Genomic DNA, 16,683 nt, shown 5'->3' on the forward strand with positions numbered 1-16,683 from the left:
AAGACCGTGAGTTAAGCTAAATGTAATCATGACACTGGCCCCATGATTAAGAATTTGTCGGCGCCAAAACGCAGACAATATGTAGTGTTGGGTTTACCCCCAGCGTAGTTAAGGTTGAAGTGCTCGCGGCAATTTTGTCAGAACGAGCAACTTGGGAAACAGGTGCAAAGCGCTAAGCTCAATTCCTGTACTGCCCCCGCAACGGTGATAAATGGTGGTTCTTTAAAAGACCTTCATTTTCAGTCCGGAGACCGACTTCAACCAATTTTTTCAGGTGCGGTGGGCACCTTGTGTGAGGAAAAAATGAAATCTAAAGCAATAACAACGAACCAACGCAACCGGATTGCGTTTTCATTAACCGCCCTGTCTGTGACAGCCGCAACCAACTTTAGTCTCGTTAATAACGCCAATGCTGAAGCGCTAGCGTCTGTCGATGATCGCATTTTAGTTACCGCCAATCGTAGCGAAGAACCTAGATCCCTAAGCCTTTCATCAAACGTGGTTATTACATCTGTTGATATCGAACGATTACAGGCGAAAAACCTGAGTGAGGTTCTCGATCAGGTCGCTGGTATGTCAGTGACATCTCAAGGTGGTCCTGGACAGGCAAGCTTTGTCTTTACCCGGGGCAGCAACTCCAATCAAACCCTACTGCTAATTGATGGTGTACGGGTAAATTCTGCAACCCTTGGCCTTACCGACTTTTCCCAAATAGCACCACAGCAGATTGAACGTATTGAAATCATCAAAGGTCCTCGCTCTTCTCTTTGGGGCAGTGATGCCATCGGCGGAGTGATTCAAATATTCACAAAACGCTATGCCCATGGCAGCGGCAATGTTGGTGCCAGCCTTGGCAGCCATGGCTATATGCAAGGCTATGCTGGCATTGGCTTTGGTAATGACGAGCATAACTTGAGCCTTAGCATGAATGCCGAGCAAAGTGATGGTTTTAATGTCTTTGAAACGGATCCAGATAACCCTTATGACATTAATGAACCAGACAAAGACGGTTTTGAACGTATTAATTTATCGGTAAATGGTGAGTCTTACATCAATGATGAAGTACGTCTGGAATTAGTGGGTCGCTATCAAAAGGGTAATAACGAATACGATGCTTCCTATCCCGATTCGCCTTGCTGGAACGATCCTTCGCAATCCTGTCCGTCGTTTTATGCCAATGAGCAGGACAGCGAAAATTCGCACATCAAGCTTGCCAGCGTTTATGAAACCAGCGCCATCACTTCCAACTTATCATTGGCTATTATCGAAAACTCAGCCACGACTTTTGGTAATGGCATTGACCGTGCCGATGGCGATGAAATCACCACCAAGCGTCAGCAAGTCGCTTTCATTAATCAATTCAGCATCGCCGACAGCTTTCGGGTAAATCTTGGTCTTGACTGGTACAACGAAGAAGTCAGTACCAATCAGGATAAAGATCCCTGGACTGAAGGGTTTCAGGAATGGCAAATCGACAGTCGCGATGTGACCGCCGTTTTTGTGCAAGGCCGACAAACCATTAACTCGTTGATTATCGAAGGCGCGGTTCGTTATGACGATATCGAGAAAATTGGTGACAAAACGACTTACAACCTATCCGTGGGTTACAAAGTATCGCCAAACTTATTGGTAAGTTTGAACCGTGGCACTGGCTTTAAAGCCCCGAGTTTTAACGATCTATATTGGCCTGGCAGCGGTAATCCAGATTTAGACCCGGAAGAAGCGACTACCAACGAGTTTCTCGTTCGTTACTCATTCGATTTCGGACAATTAGAACTTGCCGCTTATGATTCTGACATTGATAACCTGATTGCCTGGGCACCGAATGAATTTGGACTGTGGCAACCGAGTAATGTCAATGCAGCCAAAATAAAAGGCATTGAGAGCACCATTGAATTATTGCTCGGCGCAACCACCAATACATTGGCAATATCTTACACCGATGCAAAAGATGCAGTGACCAATTTAGATCTTATTCGTCGTCCGGTGCTTACCGCTAATTACACTCTAGGGTATGAATGGCGAAACTATCAGTTTACGGCCATTGCCAGTTATCGTGACAAAAGCATTGATAGCGGTATGAATGAATTGCCGAGTTTTACCCGATTTGATCTGGGCGCACAGTATGCGGTAAGTACGGCACTGACCTTCAACGTGAAAGTGAATAACCTGTTAGATCGCCAATATCAAACGGTTAACCAATATGTTGCAGATGGTATCAATGGTTATGCGGGATTAAGCTACAAGTTTTAAACTCAGTGGTTGTGGCACTTAAATTATAAGTGCCACTTATCCTTGTCAATTTAAAGTCCATTGAAACATTTGCGATGACACGAAAGTACCTATCTAGAGAATGATCGTCGTAATAGATGAAACTCCCTGCTCTACCCCTCTTATATAAGTGTGAGCAACAAAACGCAAAACTAACTTCCTTACGTTTTAGCTTTTTCGGATTTACATTGACTCCGGAGAAAATGGCACACTGTCGATAAATGAATAAAAATCACTTTAAAAACAGAACGATAGCCACCAGAATTGAAAACAATGGCAAAATTCCATTTGATTCGTACAAATCGTTGATAATCAAAAAGTTGCACAGCAACATTCGTTCTAGCAATTAATGTAAATAATCAATGAAAGGAATCAACATTATGAAAGAATTATCGAAAGATGAAATAACCAACGTATCTGGCGGTAGTGACGCTGGTGATATTGCCATGGCTGTAGGTGGAAGCTGGGCAGCGACAGTGGCGGGTTTTGCTATCGGTGGACCTGTAGGAGCCGTTGCGGGTTTTGCCCTTGGTAGTTTAATCAGCGTGGGTTATACGTTAGCAACTGACTAACAAAAATGGCGCTAAACCGGTGTTTAGCGCCATTCAATGAAAGGACGTTATGATGAGCAGCATTAAGAAAAATTTAACATACTTGTCTCTGGTTTGGATCAGCTGCCTTGCTGGGCCTTTTGTGCTTTTTTTATTGGTTCCAATCTATATGTTTAGCCTGTTCGATGTGCAGCCATATTGGTTAGTCTACCCAGTGCTTGTCAGTGTATCTGTAATAACGAGCAGCTATTTATATAAACGTTTTAAACCATAGCAGTAATGATATTGTTACCGCTGAAAACGATATACCGAGCCTAAATTCAGGATTTGTGTCAGTTCATCAAGCGCAGTGCGAGATTCCACCAACAGTGACGGATCGGTTAAATCATCAAAGCTCAGGCGATCACGGTAGTGTTTTTCTACCCAATTAACCAAGGTCCCGTAAAGCTCATCGTTTAATACACAGTTCGGATTTACCGCAGCCAATTCAGACTCTTTTAACGCCACGCGTAAACGCAGACACGCCGGACCACCGCCATTTTTCATCGACTCATTGACGTCGAAATACTTCACTTCTTTAATTGGCGTCCCCATGGTCACCAGATTATCCAAGTAGGCTTTTACCCGTTCATTTTCATAACAATGCATCGGCGCAACAATGGCCATAGAACCATCGTTTAAGGTAATAATCTGAGTGTTAAACAGGTAGGTATTAACCGCATCCTGTACCGTCACGTCATCACTGTTTACTTGAATACAGTGCAGGTCGTCGCCTGAAAATTTCTGACGTAATTCCCCTAAAAATTGCTCAGTATTTAAAAACGCTTGTTGATGATAGAAAAGCACATTCTGATTACCCACGGCAATGACGTCATTGTGAAATACGCCTTGGTCAATCACTGCTGGATTTTGCTGAACATAGACTACACGATTGTCATCCAATTGATGCAAACGTGCGACCGCCTGACTCGCTTCCAGCGTTTGCCGTGCCGGATACTTCATCGGCATTGGTTTCGCTCGGTTAAACGCATAACGACCGAAAGTAAATATCTGTACGCCAGCGTCATCATAATCTGTGCACAAACGTGTATGGTTTGCCGCGCCTTCATCACCAAAATGATCATTGTCATTCAGATGTAAATGATGCTCGAACACGTTTTCATCATTAAAAACGGCTTTTAGAATATTGCCGGTAGTTTCTGGTTCTAGTGAACGATGAAATTTATTGGTTAAATTGGCTGGGGTAAAATGCACTTTACCATCAGCGGAATCCGAAGACGGTGAAACCGTTGCGGCATTTGCTGTCCACATACTTGATGCGGAGCAACAGGCGGAAAGTAAGGCCGGTGATGTTTTCGCAGCTTGTGCCAGTACCGAGGCATCACTGCCACTAAAACCTAAGCGGCGCAATGAAAATATATCAGGGCGTTCCTGTGGCGCCAAAACCCCCTGCCCCATGCCCATATCGTGCAAGGCTTTCATCTTTTTTAAACCTTGCAGAGCGGCGTTCTTCGGACTGGAAACATCGTGAGCATTAGACAATGACGCGACATTGCCATCTGATAATCCTGCGTAATTGTGAGTTGGTCCAACTAATCCGTCAAAATTTACTTCCAAACTCTTCATACTTGCCCCATTTTTCATTAATTGCCTGCTAAAAACTGGTATGTTTTTGCTAATTTTTCAGCCATTGTAACGACTTAATTTTCCTTGTAAATGGCCTGTTCGGCGCTAAATCACTAATAATCGATGCAAATGTTAATTAGTTGTTGACATGTCTCTTTAAACCCCTTAAATATAAATGAACAATTCTTAATTAGAAATTTACAGTGAAATTTATTAACTCAGTCATTATTCTCCTGCTGGTCGTGGTTTTAGTACCAAGGGCCGGGTTTTGACTGAATAATTAAGAAACGCATAAAAATTCACGAAGCCCTCGCCTAACCACCGAGGGTTTTTTAGTTTTTCTAAGCTTAAAAAAAGGCAAAAAAAATGACAACAGCGTTGTACAGTGGTTCTCAGTTACTGATAAAGGCCCTGGCAGAGTTAGAGGTGGATTACATCTTTGGCTATCCTGGCGGTTCAGTATTAGATATCTATGATGCGATTTTTCAGCAGGACAAAGTCGAGCATATCCTCGTCCGTCATGAACAGGCTGCAACTCATATGGCCGATGGTTACACCCGGGCGACGGGAAAAACCGGTGTTGTTCTGGCAACCTCAGGCCCCGGCAATACCAACTGCATAACCGGGATCGCTACCGCTTATATGGATTCAATCCCAATGGTCGTGCTTGCAGGCCAGGTTCCTTCACAATTGATTGGTGATGATGCGTTCCAGGAAACCGATATCATTGGGTGTTCTCGCCCTATCGTAAAACACAGTTTTAACTGCCGATCCGTTGTCGAATTGCCCAATGTTCTGGCCAAGGCGTTTTACCTGGCCGAAACCGGCCGCCCTGGGCCTGTCGTCATTGAATTGCCCAAAGATATATTGGTCCCAACGAACACTGCACCATTTGAATTGAATAAAGAAGTAAAAATTCGTTCCTATAATCCCAATGTAAAAGGCCACAGCAAGCAAATTAAAAAAGCGGTAAATACCATTATCAATGCTGAACGCCTGGTCGTTTATACCGGCGGTGGCATTATTTTGGCGGATGCCAGCGATAAGCTTACCGCTTTAGTAGAGCGATTAAATGCTCCGACGACGAATACGTTAATGGGCCTGGGTGGTTTAAGTGGTTTACATCCAAACTTCCTCGGCATGCTAGGTATGCACGGCTCAGTAGAGGCCAATAAAGCCATGGCAAATGCGGATGTTATTCTCGCCCTTGGTGCAAGATTTGACGACCGGGTGACCAACAAGGTAGAAAAGTTCTGCCCCAATGCGACGATTATTCACGTTGACATTGACCCAACGTCGATCTCAAAAACCGTGAATGCCCATATCCCTATTGTCGGTTTGGTGGATGTCGTTATTGATCAGTTAATGGCTGGCCTCGATGAAGCGAATCATCAATATAATGAACAAGCGTATGCTGATTGGTGGAAGCAAATTAACCAATGGCGCAGCTTAAACAGCTTTAGCTATGAGACAGATGAAAACAAAATCAAACCGCAACAAGTAGTTGAGTCCATCTACAAGCATACCGAAGGCAAAGCGTATGTGACCTCAGATGTAGGTCAGCATCAGATGTTTGCCGCGCAATACTACCCATTTGATAAACCCAGACAATGGATTAACTCCGGTGGTCTGGGCACCATGGGCTTTGGTTTTCCAGCGGCCATGGGTGTCAAGGTTGCATTTCCTGATGCTGATGTCGTGTGTGTTACCGGCGATGGCTCGATTCAGATGAATATTCAGGAGCTTTCTACCTGTTTGCAATACAACCTGCCGGTAAAAATTGTCTCTTTGAATAATCGCTCGCTAGGTATGGTAAGACAGTGGCAGGACATGATTTATGGTGGTCGTCACTCCTCTTCTTACATGGAGTCATTACCGGATTTTGTAAAACTGGTTGAATCCTATGGTCATGTGGGAATTCAGGTAAACCATCCGAGTGAATTGGACGAAGCCATGGAACGTGCTTTTGCGATGAAAGACCGATTGGTGTTTGTTGATGTTCTGGTCGATGAAACCGAACATGTGTATCCGATGCAAGTGCGTTTTGGCGCGGTTGATGATATGTGGCTTAAAAAGGGAGAGAAAGTCTAATGCGCCGTATTCTATCTATTTTGCTCGAGAACGAGCCCGGCTCTTTGTCACGAATTGTTGGCTTGTTTTCACAACGGGCTTACAACATTGAAAGCTTAAGCGTGGCGCAAACCGATGATGCAAGCCTTTCTCGTATTACCATTACCACCCGTGGTGACGACAAAGTGCTTGAACAAATCACCAAGCAGGTAAACAAACTAGTTGATGTGATCAAGGTAGCCGATTTAACCGAACGAGCCCATATTGAGCGAGAGATGGTGCTGGTTAAAGTGTTGGCGATGAGCGATAAAACCCGTACCGAAGTGAAACGTGTCGCGGACATTTTTCGGGGAGATATCGTCGATATCGGCAAGCAAATTTATACCATTCAATTGACCGGTGATGAAAGTAAAACATCAGCATTTATTAAAATCCTCGGCCATGAAACGGAAATCATCGAAGTCGTGCGTTCTGGTACCGTCGGCATCGCCCGCGGCGAAAAAGCCCTGCGCGCTTCTTAACCGAAGCGCCTTTAATGGGGTCAGTGTCAATTACCAAAAAACATTAACGATTATTATCAATACGTTAGGTACTATAAGTTAACGACTCTGTCCCCTTAATACGATGTCCCATGTCAGAATTTCTCATCGAAACCGCCGATAAATCCGATAAAAAAGCGATTCAACGCTTTTACAAGCAGCAGCGCTATTCCGCCCGCTTTCTTGGTGACGACGCCACCTACCTGGTCCGTGATAATCAGGACATCATTGCCTCGGTTATCATCTCTTTTAAAGACAGTCACTCGTTTCTGCACGCTCTTGTAGTCGACAACAATCATCGAGGCCAAGGCATCGCCCAATCGTTATTAGCGAAAGCCGCAGAGCAACACCCACAGCTTTATTGCTTTTGTGGGAATGAACTGATGAGCTTTTATCAAAAACAACATTTCGCCGTTATCGAAGGCTCATTATTACCCGATGAATTACGCCAAAGGTATCTTGCTTACCGTAAAAAACACGAATTGATTGCCTTGTATTTAAACAGCAACTAGTTTTCGACTTTTATTAATACTTTTCTATACTTACCCCATCTTTAAAACAAAGGACCCCGTTGCAGCACTAGCTCAAGCGGTTCAACGCAGCGGACGCTGGTTATAGCAAGCAAAGCGGGGGGCATGATGAAACTCAATCGCACCACTCTGGTAGTCAGTTTATTGCTGGCATTCGCCGCCAACAAAACCGTCATCGCCCAAGCTGAAAAATACGACAAAGAATATTCGCCATATCAGGGCCTGGACACCCCCAACAATGTCTATTTTGGTGACACCCATTTACATACCTCCTGGTCTACCGATTCAGGGATGGCCGGTGCAACCTTAACCCCGGATGACGCGTACCGCTTTGCAATGGGTGAAACCGTAACCAGTAACCTTGGCTGGAGAACCCAGTTAAGACGGCCTCTGGATTTTATTGTTGTTGCCGATCATGCGGAAAACCTGGGCCTTGCCGATTTCATTCGCCGGGAAGATCCAATACTGATGGCCAATGAACAAGGTAAAAAATGGGTTGAAATGACCAAAGCAGGCAAAGGATATGATGCATTTCTTGAGTGGATACGAGCCGAAGATAATGATTTAATCGATGACCCGAAAATGGTGAAATCCGCCTGGGATAAGGTGACCACTAACGCAGATAAATATAACCGCCCTGGCGTGTTTACCGCTTTCCACGGTTTTGAATGGACCTCGCACCCAAATGGCAATAATCTGCACCGAGTTGTTATTTTCCGTGATGATAAAGAAAAAACCAATCAAGTGTTACCCTATTCCCAATTTGACTCGGTCGATGCAGAAGACCTGTGGAAATACATGCAAACCTATGAGGATAAAACGGGTGGCAAAGTATTAGCGATTCCCCACAATGGAAACCTGTCCAATGGATTTATGTTCGATACGAAGACATTAAGCGGAGATCCGATAACCGAAGCGTATGCCAAAAATCGGATGAAGTGGGAACCAATTGTTGAAGTTACCCAGCAAAAAGGCGATGGTGAAACCCATCCGTTTTTATCCCCGGATGATGCGTTTGCAGATTTCGAAACCATGGATGCTGGCAATATCAGTGGTAAGGTACCAAAAACCAAAGACATGTTGCCAGGTGAGTACGCCCGCTCCGCATTAAAAGAAGGTTTGAAACAAGAGTCCGAACTGGGTACCAACCCGTTCAAGTTTGGCATGGTAGGTTCCACTGATAACCATACTGGCCTTGCGACAACCCGCGAAGATAACAACTTTGGTAAAGCCCATTTTGTTGAGCCTGACCCACACCGTATCGAACATGTACTCATTGAAGGGGTTAAACCTGAACTGTCTTTATACGCGAAAGATTTGGGCGCGTCGGGCCTGGCTGCGGTATGGGCACGGGAAAATACCCGGGAAGAAATTTGGGATTCGATGGCCCGCAAAGAAGTATATGCAACCTCCGGTTCACGCTTAAAAGTTCGCCTTTTCGCTGGCTGGAATTTTCAGGAATCCGATTTAGCCCGAGAAGACTTTGCCAGTAATGGCTACGTTAATGGCGTCCCTATGGGTGGTGATCTAACGCAAGCACCGTCTGGTAAAGCCCCGATTTTTTTAGTGAAAGCGATGAAAGATCAAGATGGTGCAAATCTCGATCGAATGCAAATCATTAAAGGCTGGCTAGATAAGGACGGAGAAACTCACGAACGGGTTTATGATATTGCCGTGTCTGACGAAAGAAAAATTAATGATGATGGCGTTTGCAAAGACGACGTTGGTAGCACTGTAGATGTCGAAAATGCAACGTATAGCAATGAGATTGGTGATGTTTCTCAACACGCCTATTGGCAGGATCCGGATTTTGATGTCAGCGAAAGAGCTTTCTATTATGTGCGTGTCATCGAGATCCCAACGCCACGATGGACCGCATTTGATGCCAAATTTTTCAATCTGGATTTACCCTCTGATGTGAAAATGGTGGTTCAGGATCGCGCATACACGTCACCCGTTTGGTACGACCCTGAATAAATAGAGTGTCGCGATACTATTGAACCATCGAAGCCAGGCATACGTCTGGCTTTTCTCATTTCAAAAGCTTTAAGAGTATTAACAAGACACCCACCTCAAACATCGAAAACAATATTAACAAGACACCCACCATAATCTAAAAATATCGGCGAACTGGTCTTGGCGTTTAATTCTATGAAGAGGAGGAGGATGTTTAGATCTCTATATGATACAAATCAGCTTTGCACCTATACCGTTTACCTTTGCTTTTCAGCGCATTTTCTTAACGCATGTTGATACGGAAGCACCGCAATGTGATAGCGAACAATGGGTGATCAAACTTTATATATACAGGCATAACAATTCGTTCTACACGTCACACATGCTCTGCGCTAAACATTGATTTCAACGAATAGAATAATGACATCCTCCTCCTATTTATCGCGATAAAAAAAAGCAAAACCTCTTCAAAACTTAGCTTCGACTATCATGGGTGTCTTGTTAAATCACTGGTTAATTACTCACTTCTAATGATGGGTGTCTTGATAAGTCATTTGATAATAATTGCGACGAACGTTGGGTGTCTTAATAAGTCTAATTGTTCGCTGCTAACGATGGGTGTCTTAATAAGACATCTCAATAAGAAACTTGATAACTAATACCAATAGCGGTGGGTGTCTCGTTTATATTTATGGGAATAAAGCTGTGGGATTGTTTATCGGACTTATAAAAAAGCCAGGTCATTGACCTGGCTTTTGTACAATCAAGTTATGTTAACGGACATGGTTAACTGAATTAGTTTTTCGCCGACAACATGTATTTTGCCACGGCCAGACGGGTTTCTTCGTCCAGGTAGTTTTGCGGTGGCATTTCCGGGTAATCGTCACGTTTTTTGGTTGGGTTAGCAATCCATTCAGCCAATCCTTCCGGGTTATCCATATACAATGCCTGAATAATTTGCACTGGTGGACCAATCATACGACCGGAATAGGTATGACAACCGGTACAGATCCCAAGGTAAGCGATTTTACCACGCTCTGAAGCATCGATATCACGCGGTGGTACTGGCTTGTCTAGCAGGTACGTGTCGATATTATCAGTGTTGGTAAAGTCACACTCTTTCCAATCATCAACACCGACGGTGATATAGCGATGACGGTTAATAATACAAGAATCGACACCACCGCCAACTTTGACGATATCCGCGTCACCCTGTTTGAACTCGGTAAGCATTAACGCTTTTACTTCATCAATGGTGTCATAACCATTTTTCATCATCACGTTATCGAGGATCATGGTGCGATCTGGATTCGGCTCTGAGTCTGGATCACCCGTCGCATTACCAAATGAGACATGGTCAGAAATCAAGATACCGGCAGTTTTGTTATTGGTAATGATATTACCTTCAATAATGACATCATCACCAGCCCATACGACGATACCAGAACCCGGCGGGATCATTGCAACCATAGAGCCTGGAATTGCGAAGTTTTCGTGGTTGTTGTCCACCACGAAGTTGTTGCGGATAATTACATCATAAGTGGTTTTAATTGGAAGGCCCGGGGTGATAAACGCCAGAATACCGCCGGTGTTGTTGTGAACATAGTTATTCTCAACAATCGCGTGACGTGAGTTTTCAATCTCAATTCCAGCCACCGATTCAAATACGTCATTGTATGCAACCTGGATATTGTCACTCATGCCAACATAAATCGCCGCATCTTCGATACCAGAGATCACATTGTGCTCAACGATGCCGTTTTTACCAAGTTGTGGGAAAATTCCGTACACACCAGTATCGACGATGACATTATTACGAATAACAAAGTTGTTACCCGCTTGCCCCATAATACCATTGCCCTTGTAACGGGTAATTTTCAGGTTTTCTACACTGAAATTATTACCGGAATACAAAATCGCATCGTTAAGTACGCCCTTACCATCTAATGTGGCCCGGTTGCCTTCTTTGATCACGCCAACAATCGAGATACTTTCTTTATCGACATAAACAGTTTCATGGTAGGTGCCCGGCATGAGTTGAATGGTATCACCCGGTTGTGCGGCTTTCACCGCATCCATAATCAACTCACCTTCGTTAACGACAATCACTTTTCCTGAGGCTTTTAGGTCAACGACATCTGTGGTTCCTGCCTGCGCCTGGATATCTTGTGACTTATCATAGCCACCGGTAAAGCTCGCCCCGCCAGTACTTGAGGTGATCACTGGCGCGCTGTTCTTACCGCCGTAGTAAGTGCCTCCGGCAAAGGCAGCAGCAACCAGTACTGCTGATAAAATAATCTTTCCTTTACTCATAAATATCTCCGCTTACTTCCTTTACGTTATCTTGTTGTTGATTGTTAATGGATGACGCCATTTGCTTATTATTCTTGCTAGATAAAGGCATCGGTTTATCCCCTGATAAATTCTTTTGTCGCTGTTTTCTGGCGGCGAATTTTGCATCAACCGCTGGCAAACCCGATGGCAACACTTCGGGTATTTGCGGGGCGAGACTTTCATCGCTTAAGGTATGTAAGAAGTCGACAATGCGATCCAGCTCTTCATCTGTCAGATTCGGCTCCCAAATATGCCAATGAATCAATAACTCTTCCCGCTCGGGAATCGCATGGCCACGACCTTTGGTATAAAACTCAGCCGCTTCTTTTAAGCTACCCATACCACCAGAATGCATGTATGGTGCTGTTTTTGCAATATTTCTTAGTGTAGGCACCTTAAATCCACCACGCATTCGCTTATCATTAAAAGGCACTTGCGCGCCTGGATCAAATGGTAACCCTTCAGGCTCTGGTGTACCGATTACGGCAATTTGACTATTGGTGAACAGTGGCGGTTGATGACATTCCGCACAACGGGCAACAAACGAGCGGAAAATATTCAGGCCCTTAATTTCATTTTCATTTAAGGCATCATGAAAGCCATGAGCGTATTGATCGTAACGGGAATTTAATGAAATAAGTGACGTTTGAAACGCGGTTAATGCCGTGGCGATTTGTGCGATTTCAATTTGATGACTTTGTGGAAATGCCTGCTTAAACATGCCTGGGTAGACCGAATTCTCGCGCAACGATGCCAACAACTGCTGTGGGTTATTGCCCATTTCTTTCGGGTCGAATAACGGGCCGACTGCCTGCTCTTCTAACGTATCGGCACGCCCATCCCAGAAAAACTTATCTAAAAATGCAACGTTCCACAATGTAGGTGCACTACGGGTAACTTTTTCGCCAGTGATCCCGACGCTACGGTCTAAATCGTCGCTAAAGCCTTTATCCGGTTGATGGCAACTGGCACAGGAAAGCGAGCCGTCTTTTGACAAAAGTGGATCAAAGAATAAAAAGCGCCCCAAATCAATCTGCGCTGGAGTAAATCCGTCGCGATGATCCGGTAAAGATGTTTGTGTGCCGCCAACACCACGGTTTTGTACTGAGTCATAAAACTCGTACATGGTGCGCAACATACAATGCCCCTTCGCATTTTTCTCAAAGCTTGGAGGGCAATGTTGCTTCAGTGAAAAATCCGATTTATCACTGGCCCTGGCATCGGAGAACGAGGCAAAGAGCATCGCCAATGTCAGACCGCCGACAACAGTAATCAACGGACTCAATACATTTTGAAATTTAGATTTTACTGCAATCATAAATTTCATTTCGACTATTTATCCAAGGTCTGGATAAAGGCGACAATGTCCTGCAGGTTCTTGTCGTTGGAAATCATATTTGCCATCATTCGCATTTGCTTGCCATATTTATCATCCTGATGATAACCGCGAATTCCGGCTTTATAGTTTTGTAGTTGTCGAGTGAGGTAGTCACTCGATAGCAAGGTCAAATTTGGCGATTTAAGTGCAACATTGCCTTTGCCATTAGATCCATGACAAGCGCTGCACTGAGCATTGTATTGGCGCGAGCCATCACGTAACGTTTCAGCGCTAGATTCAGCCGCTATATCTGCGGTTGCTGCGTTCTTAGCATCCAATGTTGCGATAAATGCTAAGACATCGGCTTTTGCATGTTCATCTGCAACCTGTTTCGCCATTGGCAGCATTTGCGCACCAGCGGTGTCGGCAGCGTCAGTACCTCGTTTACCCGTGTTGTAATTATCCAGTTGCTGAGCCAAATACCAATCGTACTGCCCAGCGAGTGCGGGTGCCTGCAACGCATCATTGCCCTGCCCGTTATCACCATGACAAGCGACACAGGTTTGATAGAGTTTCTGGCCATTTTCTGGGTCACCACTTTGTGCACCAGTATTTTGTGAATCTGCTCTTGCAAATGCCGATGCAAATGCCGACGTTAAAATTAGAGCGACAAATCCCAAAGCAATTTTAGAGGAAATCATTTTTATCATTTTGTGTATCACGAAAGTCACCTTCTGGATCTGTAAAGCTACAGCTTAACTATACAAATTGACAATTTAAATGCTTGCGGATTCCTGAAAAACTCTGACGGAATCTTTACAAACCCGCATTATTTATAGGTTATGCCGTGATTCTTGCGATATTGACTGGGGGTAATACCATGGGTGTCTTTAAACGCTTTATTAAATGAACTTAGCGAACGAAAGCCACTGTCCATCGCCAGAGTCAGAATTGGAGTGGCTGAATTTTCGCTACGCAATAGCTGCTTGCTGACTTCATCGATACGGAAATAATTCAGATAATCATTAAAATTTCGATAGCCTAAAACCCCATTAATTAATGCCCGCAGTTTTTGTTCACCTAAGCCTAAATGCCCCGCAAGTTTGGCAATAGTAAGGCCTTCTTGTTGGTACAACTTTTCACCACGCATAGCTTGCTCAAGTTGTAGTAACTGCGGTTCATGGGATGGCGTTTTTTCACGAACCTGCTGGGGCGGTTCAAACATGGAGTTTGGTTTTATCTGCATTAACAATACATTTAACCCAGTAGCAAGTAACGCCAGCAATCCCAACTTACCGGTCAGTAACCAGGAAGCCTGTACATCCAATAATTGCTCAACAAATATCACCAGAAAAATATAGGCCGAGCAAAAGCTGATCACAGAGCCGCGGATAAATCGCCGTTCTTCAACCAAATCATTGCGCCAGTATTTCAACGCAACAAACAAGGCATACAATATCAACGCCAATTCCAGCAACATCACCGCAATTTTGAAAACCAATGCCAGTGTTTCCACGCCCGTACTGGCTGGGTTATTCAACGCCAGTACAATTTGTGCGAGTGAAGCAAGTGTGACGGGGGTAAGCGCCAGCAGGTATTGCCAGGGTTTAATTTCGATATGATCACTAAATACGCTAAGCCCGACCAGAAAAAACACCCCGGGCAATATATTTGAGGCGATAAATACCAGGATCCAAACAGGACTGTATAGCGGCAAAGATCCGAACATTTGTGGCACAAGGTACAACATTACGGTGGCCATCAAAATACAGTACAAACGTATTTGTAATGACTGTTTCGCTCTTGGAAATAATATCAACAGTACAAGCGTAAACTGAGCGAAGGCAAAATGACTCAAAAACAGGTTCAATGAACTCATTTATTTGAAAATAACCGGGACGTTGTTTGAATATGGCAGAGATTAACACCGCAATACCGCTTTTACTAGCCAATTGCCGGTGATTTAGAGTGTTTGCAATCGGTTAATTTTTAGCGAATCAAAAAAACGTTTGTTTTTCAGAATGTTTGTCTAAAAAAACTGCAAGATTAGATTAATCACTCTAATTTAACTGGTCGGATCTTATTGACAACAAAGGATTTATTTGGGATTTTAGACCCTGACTTAACCTTGGTTAATATCTGACCATAATTAGAATATTTGTTCTAGAAGGTTAATTTTAGTGAACCTACGGATGGGTGCCCAAAAAGCAAAATCGAGCCATTTTTTGGCTTTGGTTTTGATTTAAGTAAGAAAATAGGATTAGGTATGTTTGTTTGAAATAACCATATCTAATCCTTTTTCTGCTACTTAACATTTATTTTTTTTACAAAATCGAGAAAATGTTGGCGATTGTGTTGGTATGTTCCGTCAACGCCTAGGTAGGCCGTTAAATAGTTGCCCGAGGGCGTGGACTGAAAATACAGCTCCTTGTGCATTAGTGCATCTTCTTGATATACATATAGACTCGAAGATTCACCTAATTGTCTGGGCTGATTTTCTTTAGCCGCAAACTGTTCCGTCCAAAATTTCTTAAACTTTTTTTCGCTTCCTGGTGGCGAATACACAAACATTAAAGTCGCTTGTGACCGACCTGGTTCTGACTTATCTTTGCTTGCTCCAGTTGAAATAATCAGCAGCTGCACAGGAGTTCCATCCTTGGCTACAAACTGTTTAATCTCACCAATCATAAAGTAGTATGGAAATAATAATGTCCAATTTCCATGTTCTGCTTCAATACGATACATGTCATGCATCGTAGTGATACGAATACCTTCTGGAGGTAAAACCAATGGAGCTATTGGCGGTGCTGATCTGCGTTTTACCTTGTTATAGAACTGGTTAGCACCATAGACCCCTAATTTCTCACTCCAAGCAAATAGCGATTCCAACACGAGATCCGGTTCATCGGGTAGTATTTTTCCGGTTTTTGAATGAAGATCTGATATGTAAGAGGAAATTAAATAATATAAATATTCACGAGGTCCTTTCATGGATTTCTGATCAAGATTCTTATAATTAGCATTTAGCCAGTTATTAAAAGTTGCCGAATCCACCATAGTGTAAGTGTAATCAAATACGGGTTCAGCCAGAGGCTCGCTTGAATATCCCATCATTATGAGATCATCCGTTGAATGACTCTTCGCTGAGCTAGAAACTAAGACACATACCAACATCAGCACGCGTAAAATTAACCTGTCTTTCATAATCACTACCTGTTTTTATCATAAGGTACAGAACTAACATAAAGTATTTAAAGGTATTGGTAAATCAATTAAGCTGTTGATTTTTGCTGAAAAACCGATAAATAAGAGCGGCAATAGACAATACCGAAAAGTTACAACTATTTGGCAGTAAGTCGCGATTGCAAGGCCTAAAAAGCCAAACGAAAAGTGATGACCTAAATGATTCGAAAGACCTTTTTTGCCCAATGAACATTCAATTTAAGACTGGAAACAAAAAGGCAGGTGAACTATCACCTGCCTTTTTC

Annotated in this window: 12 protein-coding genes and 1 riboswitch; of the genes, 6 read left to right on the forward strand and 6 right to left on the reverse strand. The window is 43.6% G+C overall.

What is annotated here, in order from left to right:
* The first annotated feature begins 100 nt into the window (after positions 1 to 100).
* A riboswitch (cobalamin riboswitch) is annotated at positions 101 to 274 on the forward strand.
* A gap of 29 nt (positions 275 to 303) precedes the next feature.
* Both FE810_RS12590 and FE810_RS12595 read left to right on the forward strand, forming a co-directional pair.
* The gene (locus tag FE810_RS12590) at positions 304 to 2,253 is read left to right on the forward strand and encodes a TonB-dependent receptor domain-containing protein (protein WP_138320423.1); all 1,950 of its coding nucleotides are present in this window, start codon (positions 304 to 306) and stop codon (positions 2,251 to 2,253) included.
* A 398-nt stretch (positions 2,254 to 2,651) separates the two neighbouring features.
* Positions 2,652 to 2,843 (forward strand): hypothetical protein, encoded by a 192-nt coding sequence (locus FE810_RS12595; RefSeq protein WP_138320424.1) that lies wholly within the window; start codon positions 2,652 to 2,654, stop codon positions 2,841 to 2,843.
* Positions 2,844 to 3,110: 267 nt separating this feature from the next.
* Here the strand turns inward: FE810_RS12595 and astB are convergent, their stop codons facing one another.
* Entirely contained in the window at positions 3,111 to 4,448 is a 1,338-nt protein-coding gene (astB, locus tag FE810_RS12600) for an N-succinylarginine dihydrolase (RefSeq protein ID WP_138320425.1), read from the reverse strand.
* 366 nt (positions 4,449 to 4,814) lie between these two features.
* Here astB and FE810_RS12605 point away from each other — a divergent pair, with 366 nt between their 5' ends.
* From FE810_RS12605 to FE810_RS12620, 4 genes are all read left to right on the forward strand, one after another.
* Entirely contained in the window at positions 4,815 to 6,539 is a 1,725-nt protein-coding gene (locus FE810_RS12605) for an acetolactate synthase 3 large subunit (RefSeq protein WP_138320426.1), read from the forward strand.
* Positions 6,539 to 7,039 carry an acetolactate synthase small subunit gene (gene ilvN / locus FE810_RS12610; protein ID WP_138320427.1) on the forward strand — a complete coding sequence of 167 codons (501 nt, stop codon included), beginning with the start codon at positions 6,539 to 6,541 and terminating at the stop codon, positions 7,037 to 7,039. The genes FE810_RS12605 and ilvN overlap by 1 nt, the downstream gene beginning before the upstream one ends.
* A 110-nt stretch (positions 7,040 to 7,149) precedes the next feature.
* Positions 7,150 to 7,569 (forward strand): GNAT family N-acetyltransferase, encoded by a 420-nt coding sequence (locus FE810_RS12615; RefSeq protein WP_138320428.1) that lies wholly within the window; start codon positions 7,150 to 7,152, stop codon positions 7,567 to 7,569.
* Between the two features lie 123 nt (positions 7,570 to 7,692).
* Positions 7,693 to 9,564, forward strand: coding sequence for a DUF3604 domain-containing protein (locus FE810_RS12620; RefSeq protein WP_138320429.1), 1,872 nt, complete (start codon positions 7,693 to 7,695; stop codon positions 9,562 to 9,564).
* Positions 9,565 to 10,338: 774 nt separating this feature from the next.
* Here the strand turns inward: FE810_RS12620 and FE810_RS12625 are convergent.
* From FE810_RS12625 to FE810_RS12645, 5 genes are all read right to left on the reverse strand, one after another.
* Positions 10,339 to 11,856 (reverse strand): parallel beta-helix domain-containing protein, encoded by a 1,518-nt coding sequence (locus FE810_RS12625; protein ID WP_138320430.1) that lies wholly within the window; start codon positions 11,854 to 11,856, stop codon positions 10,339 to 10,341.
* A complete protein-coding gene (locus FE810_RS12630) occupies positions 11,849 to 13,195 on the reverse strand; it encodes a cytochrome-c peroxidase (protein WP_246037050.1) in 1,347 nt (448 codons plus the stop codon). The genes FE810_RS12625 and FE810_RS12630 overlap by 8 nt, the downstream gene beginning before the upstream one ends.
* 14 nt (positions 13,196 to 13,209) lie before the next feature.
* Positions 13,210 to 13,896 (reverse strand): c-type cytochrome, encoded by a 687-nt coding sequence (locus tag FE810_RS12635; protein ID WP_171022354.1) that lies wholly within the window; start codon positions 13,894 to 13,896, stop codon positions 13,210 to 13,212.
* 128 nt (positions 13,897 to 14,024) lie between these two features.
* Positions 14,025 to 14,945, reverse strand: a complete 921-nt coding sequence (locus FE810_RS12640; RefSeq protein WP_171022355.1) for an AraC family transcriptional regulator — start codon at positions 14,943 to 14,945, stop codon at positions 14,025 to 14,027.
* Between the two features lie 554 nt (positions 14,946 to 15,499).
* Positions 15,500 to 16,399 (reverse strand): hypothetical protein, encoded by a 900-nt coding sequence (locus tag FE810_RS12645; protein WP_138320433.1) that lies wholly within the window; start codon positions 16,397 to 16,399, stop codon positions 15,500 to 15,502.
* Between the last annotated feature and the right edge of the window lie 284 nt (positions 16,400 to 16,683).

Source organism: Thalassotalea litorea (assembly GCF_005843925.1).
Lineage (GTDB): Bacteria > Pseudomonadota > Gammaproteobacteria > Enterobacterales > Alteromonadaceae > Thalassotalea_A > Thalassotalea_A litorea_A.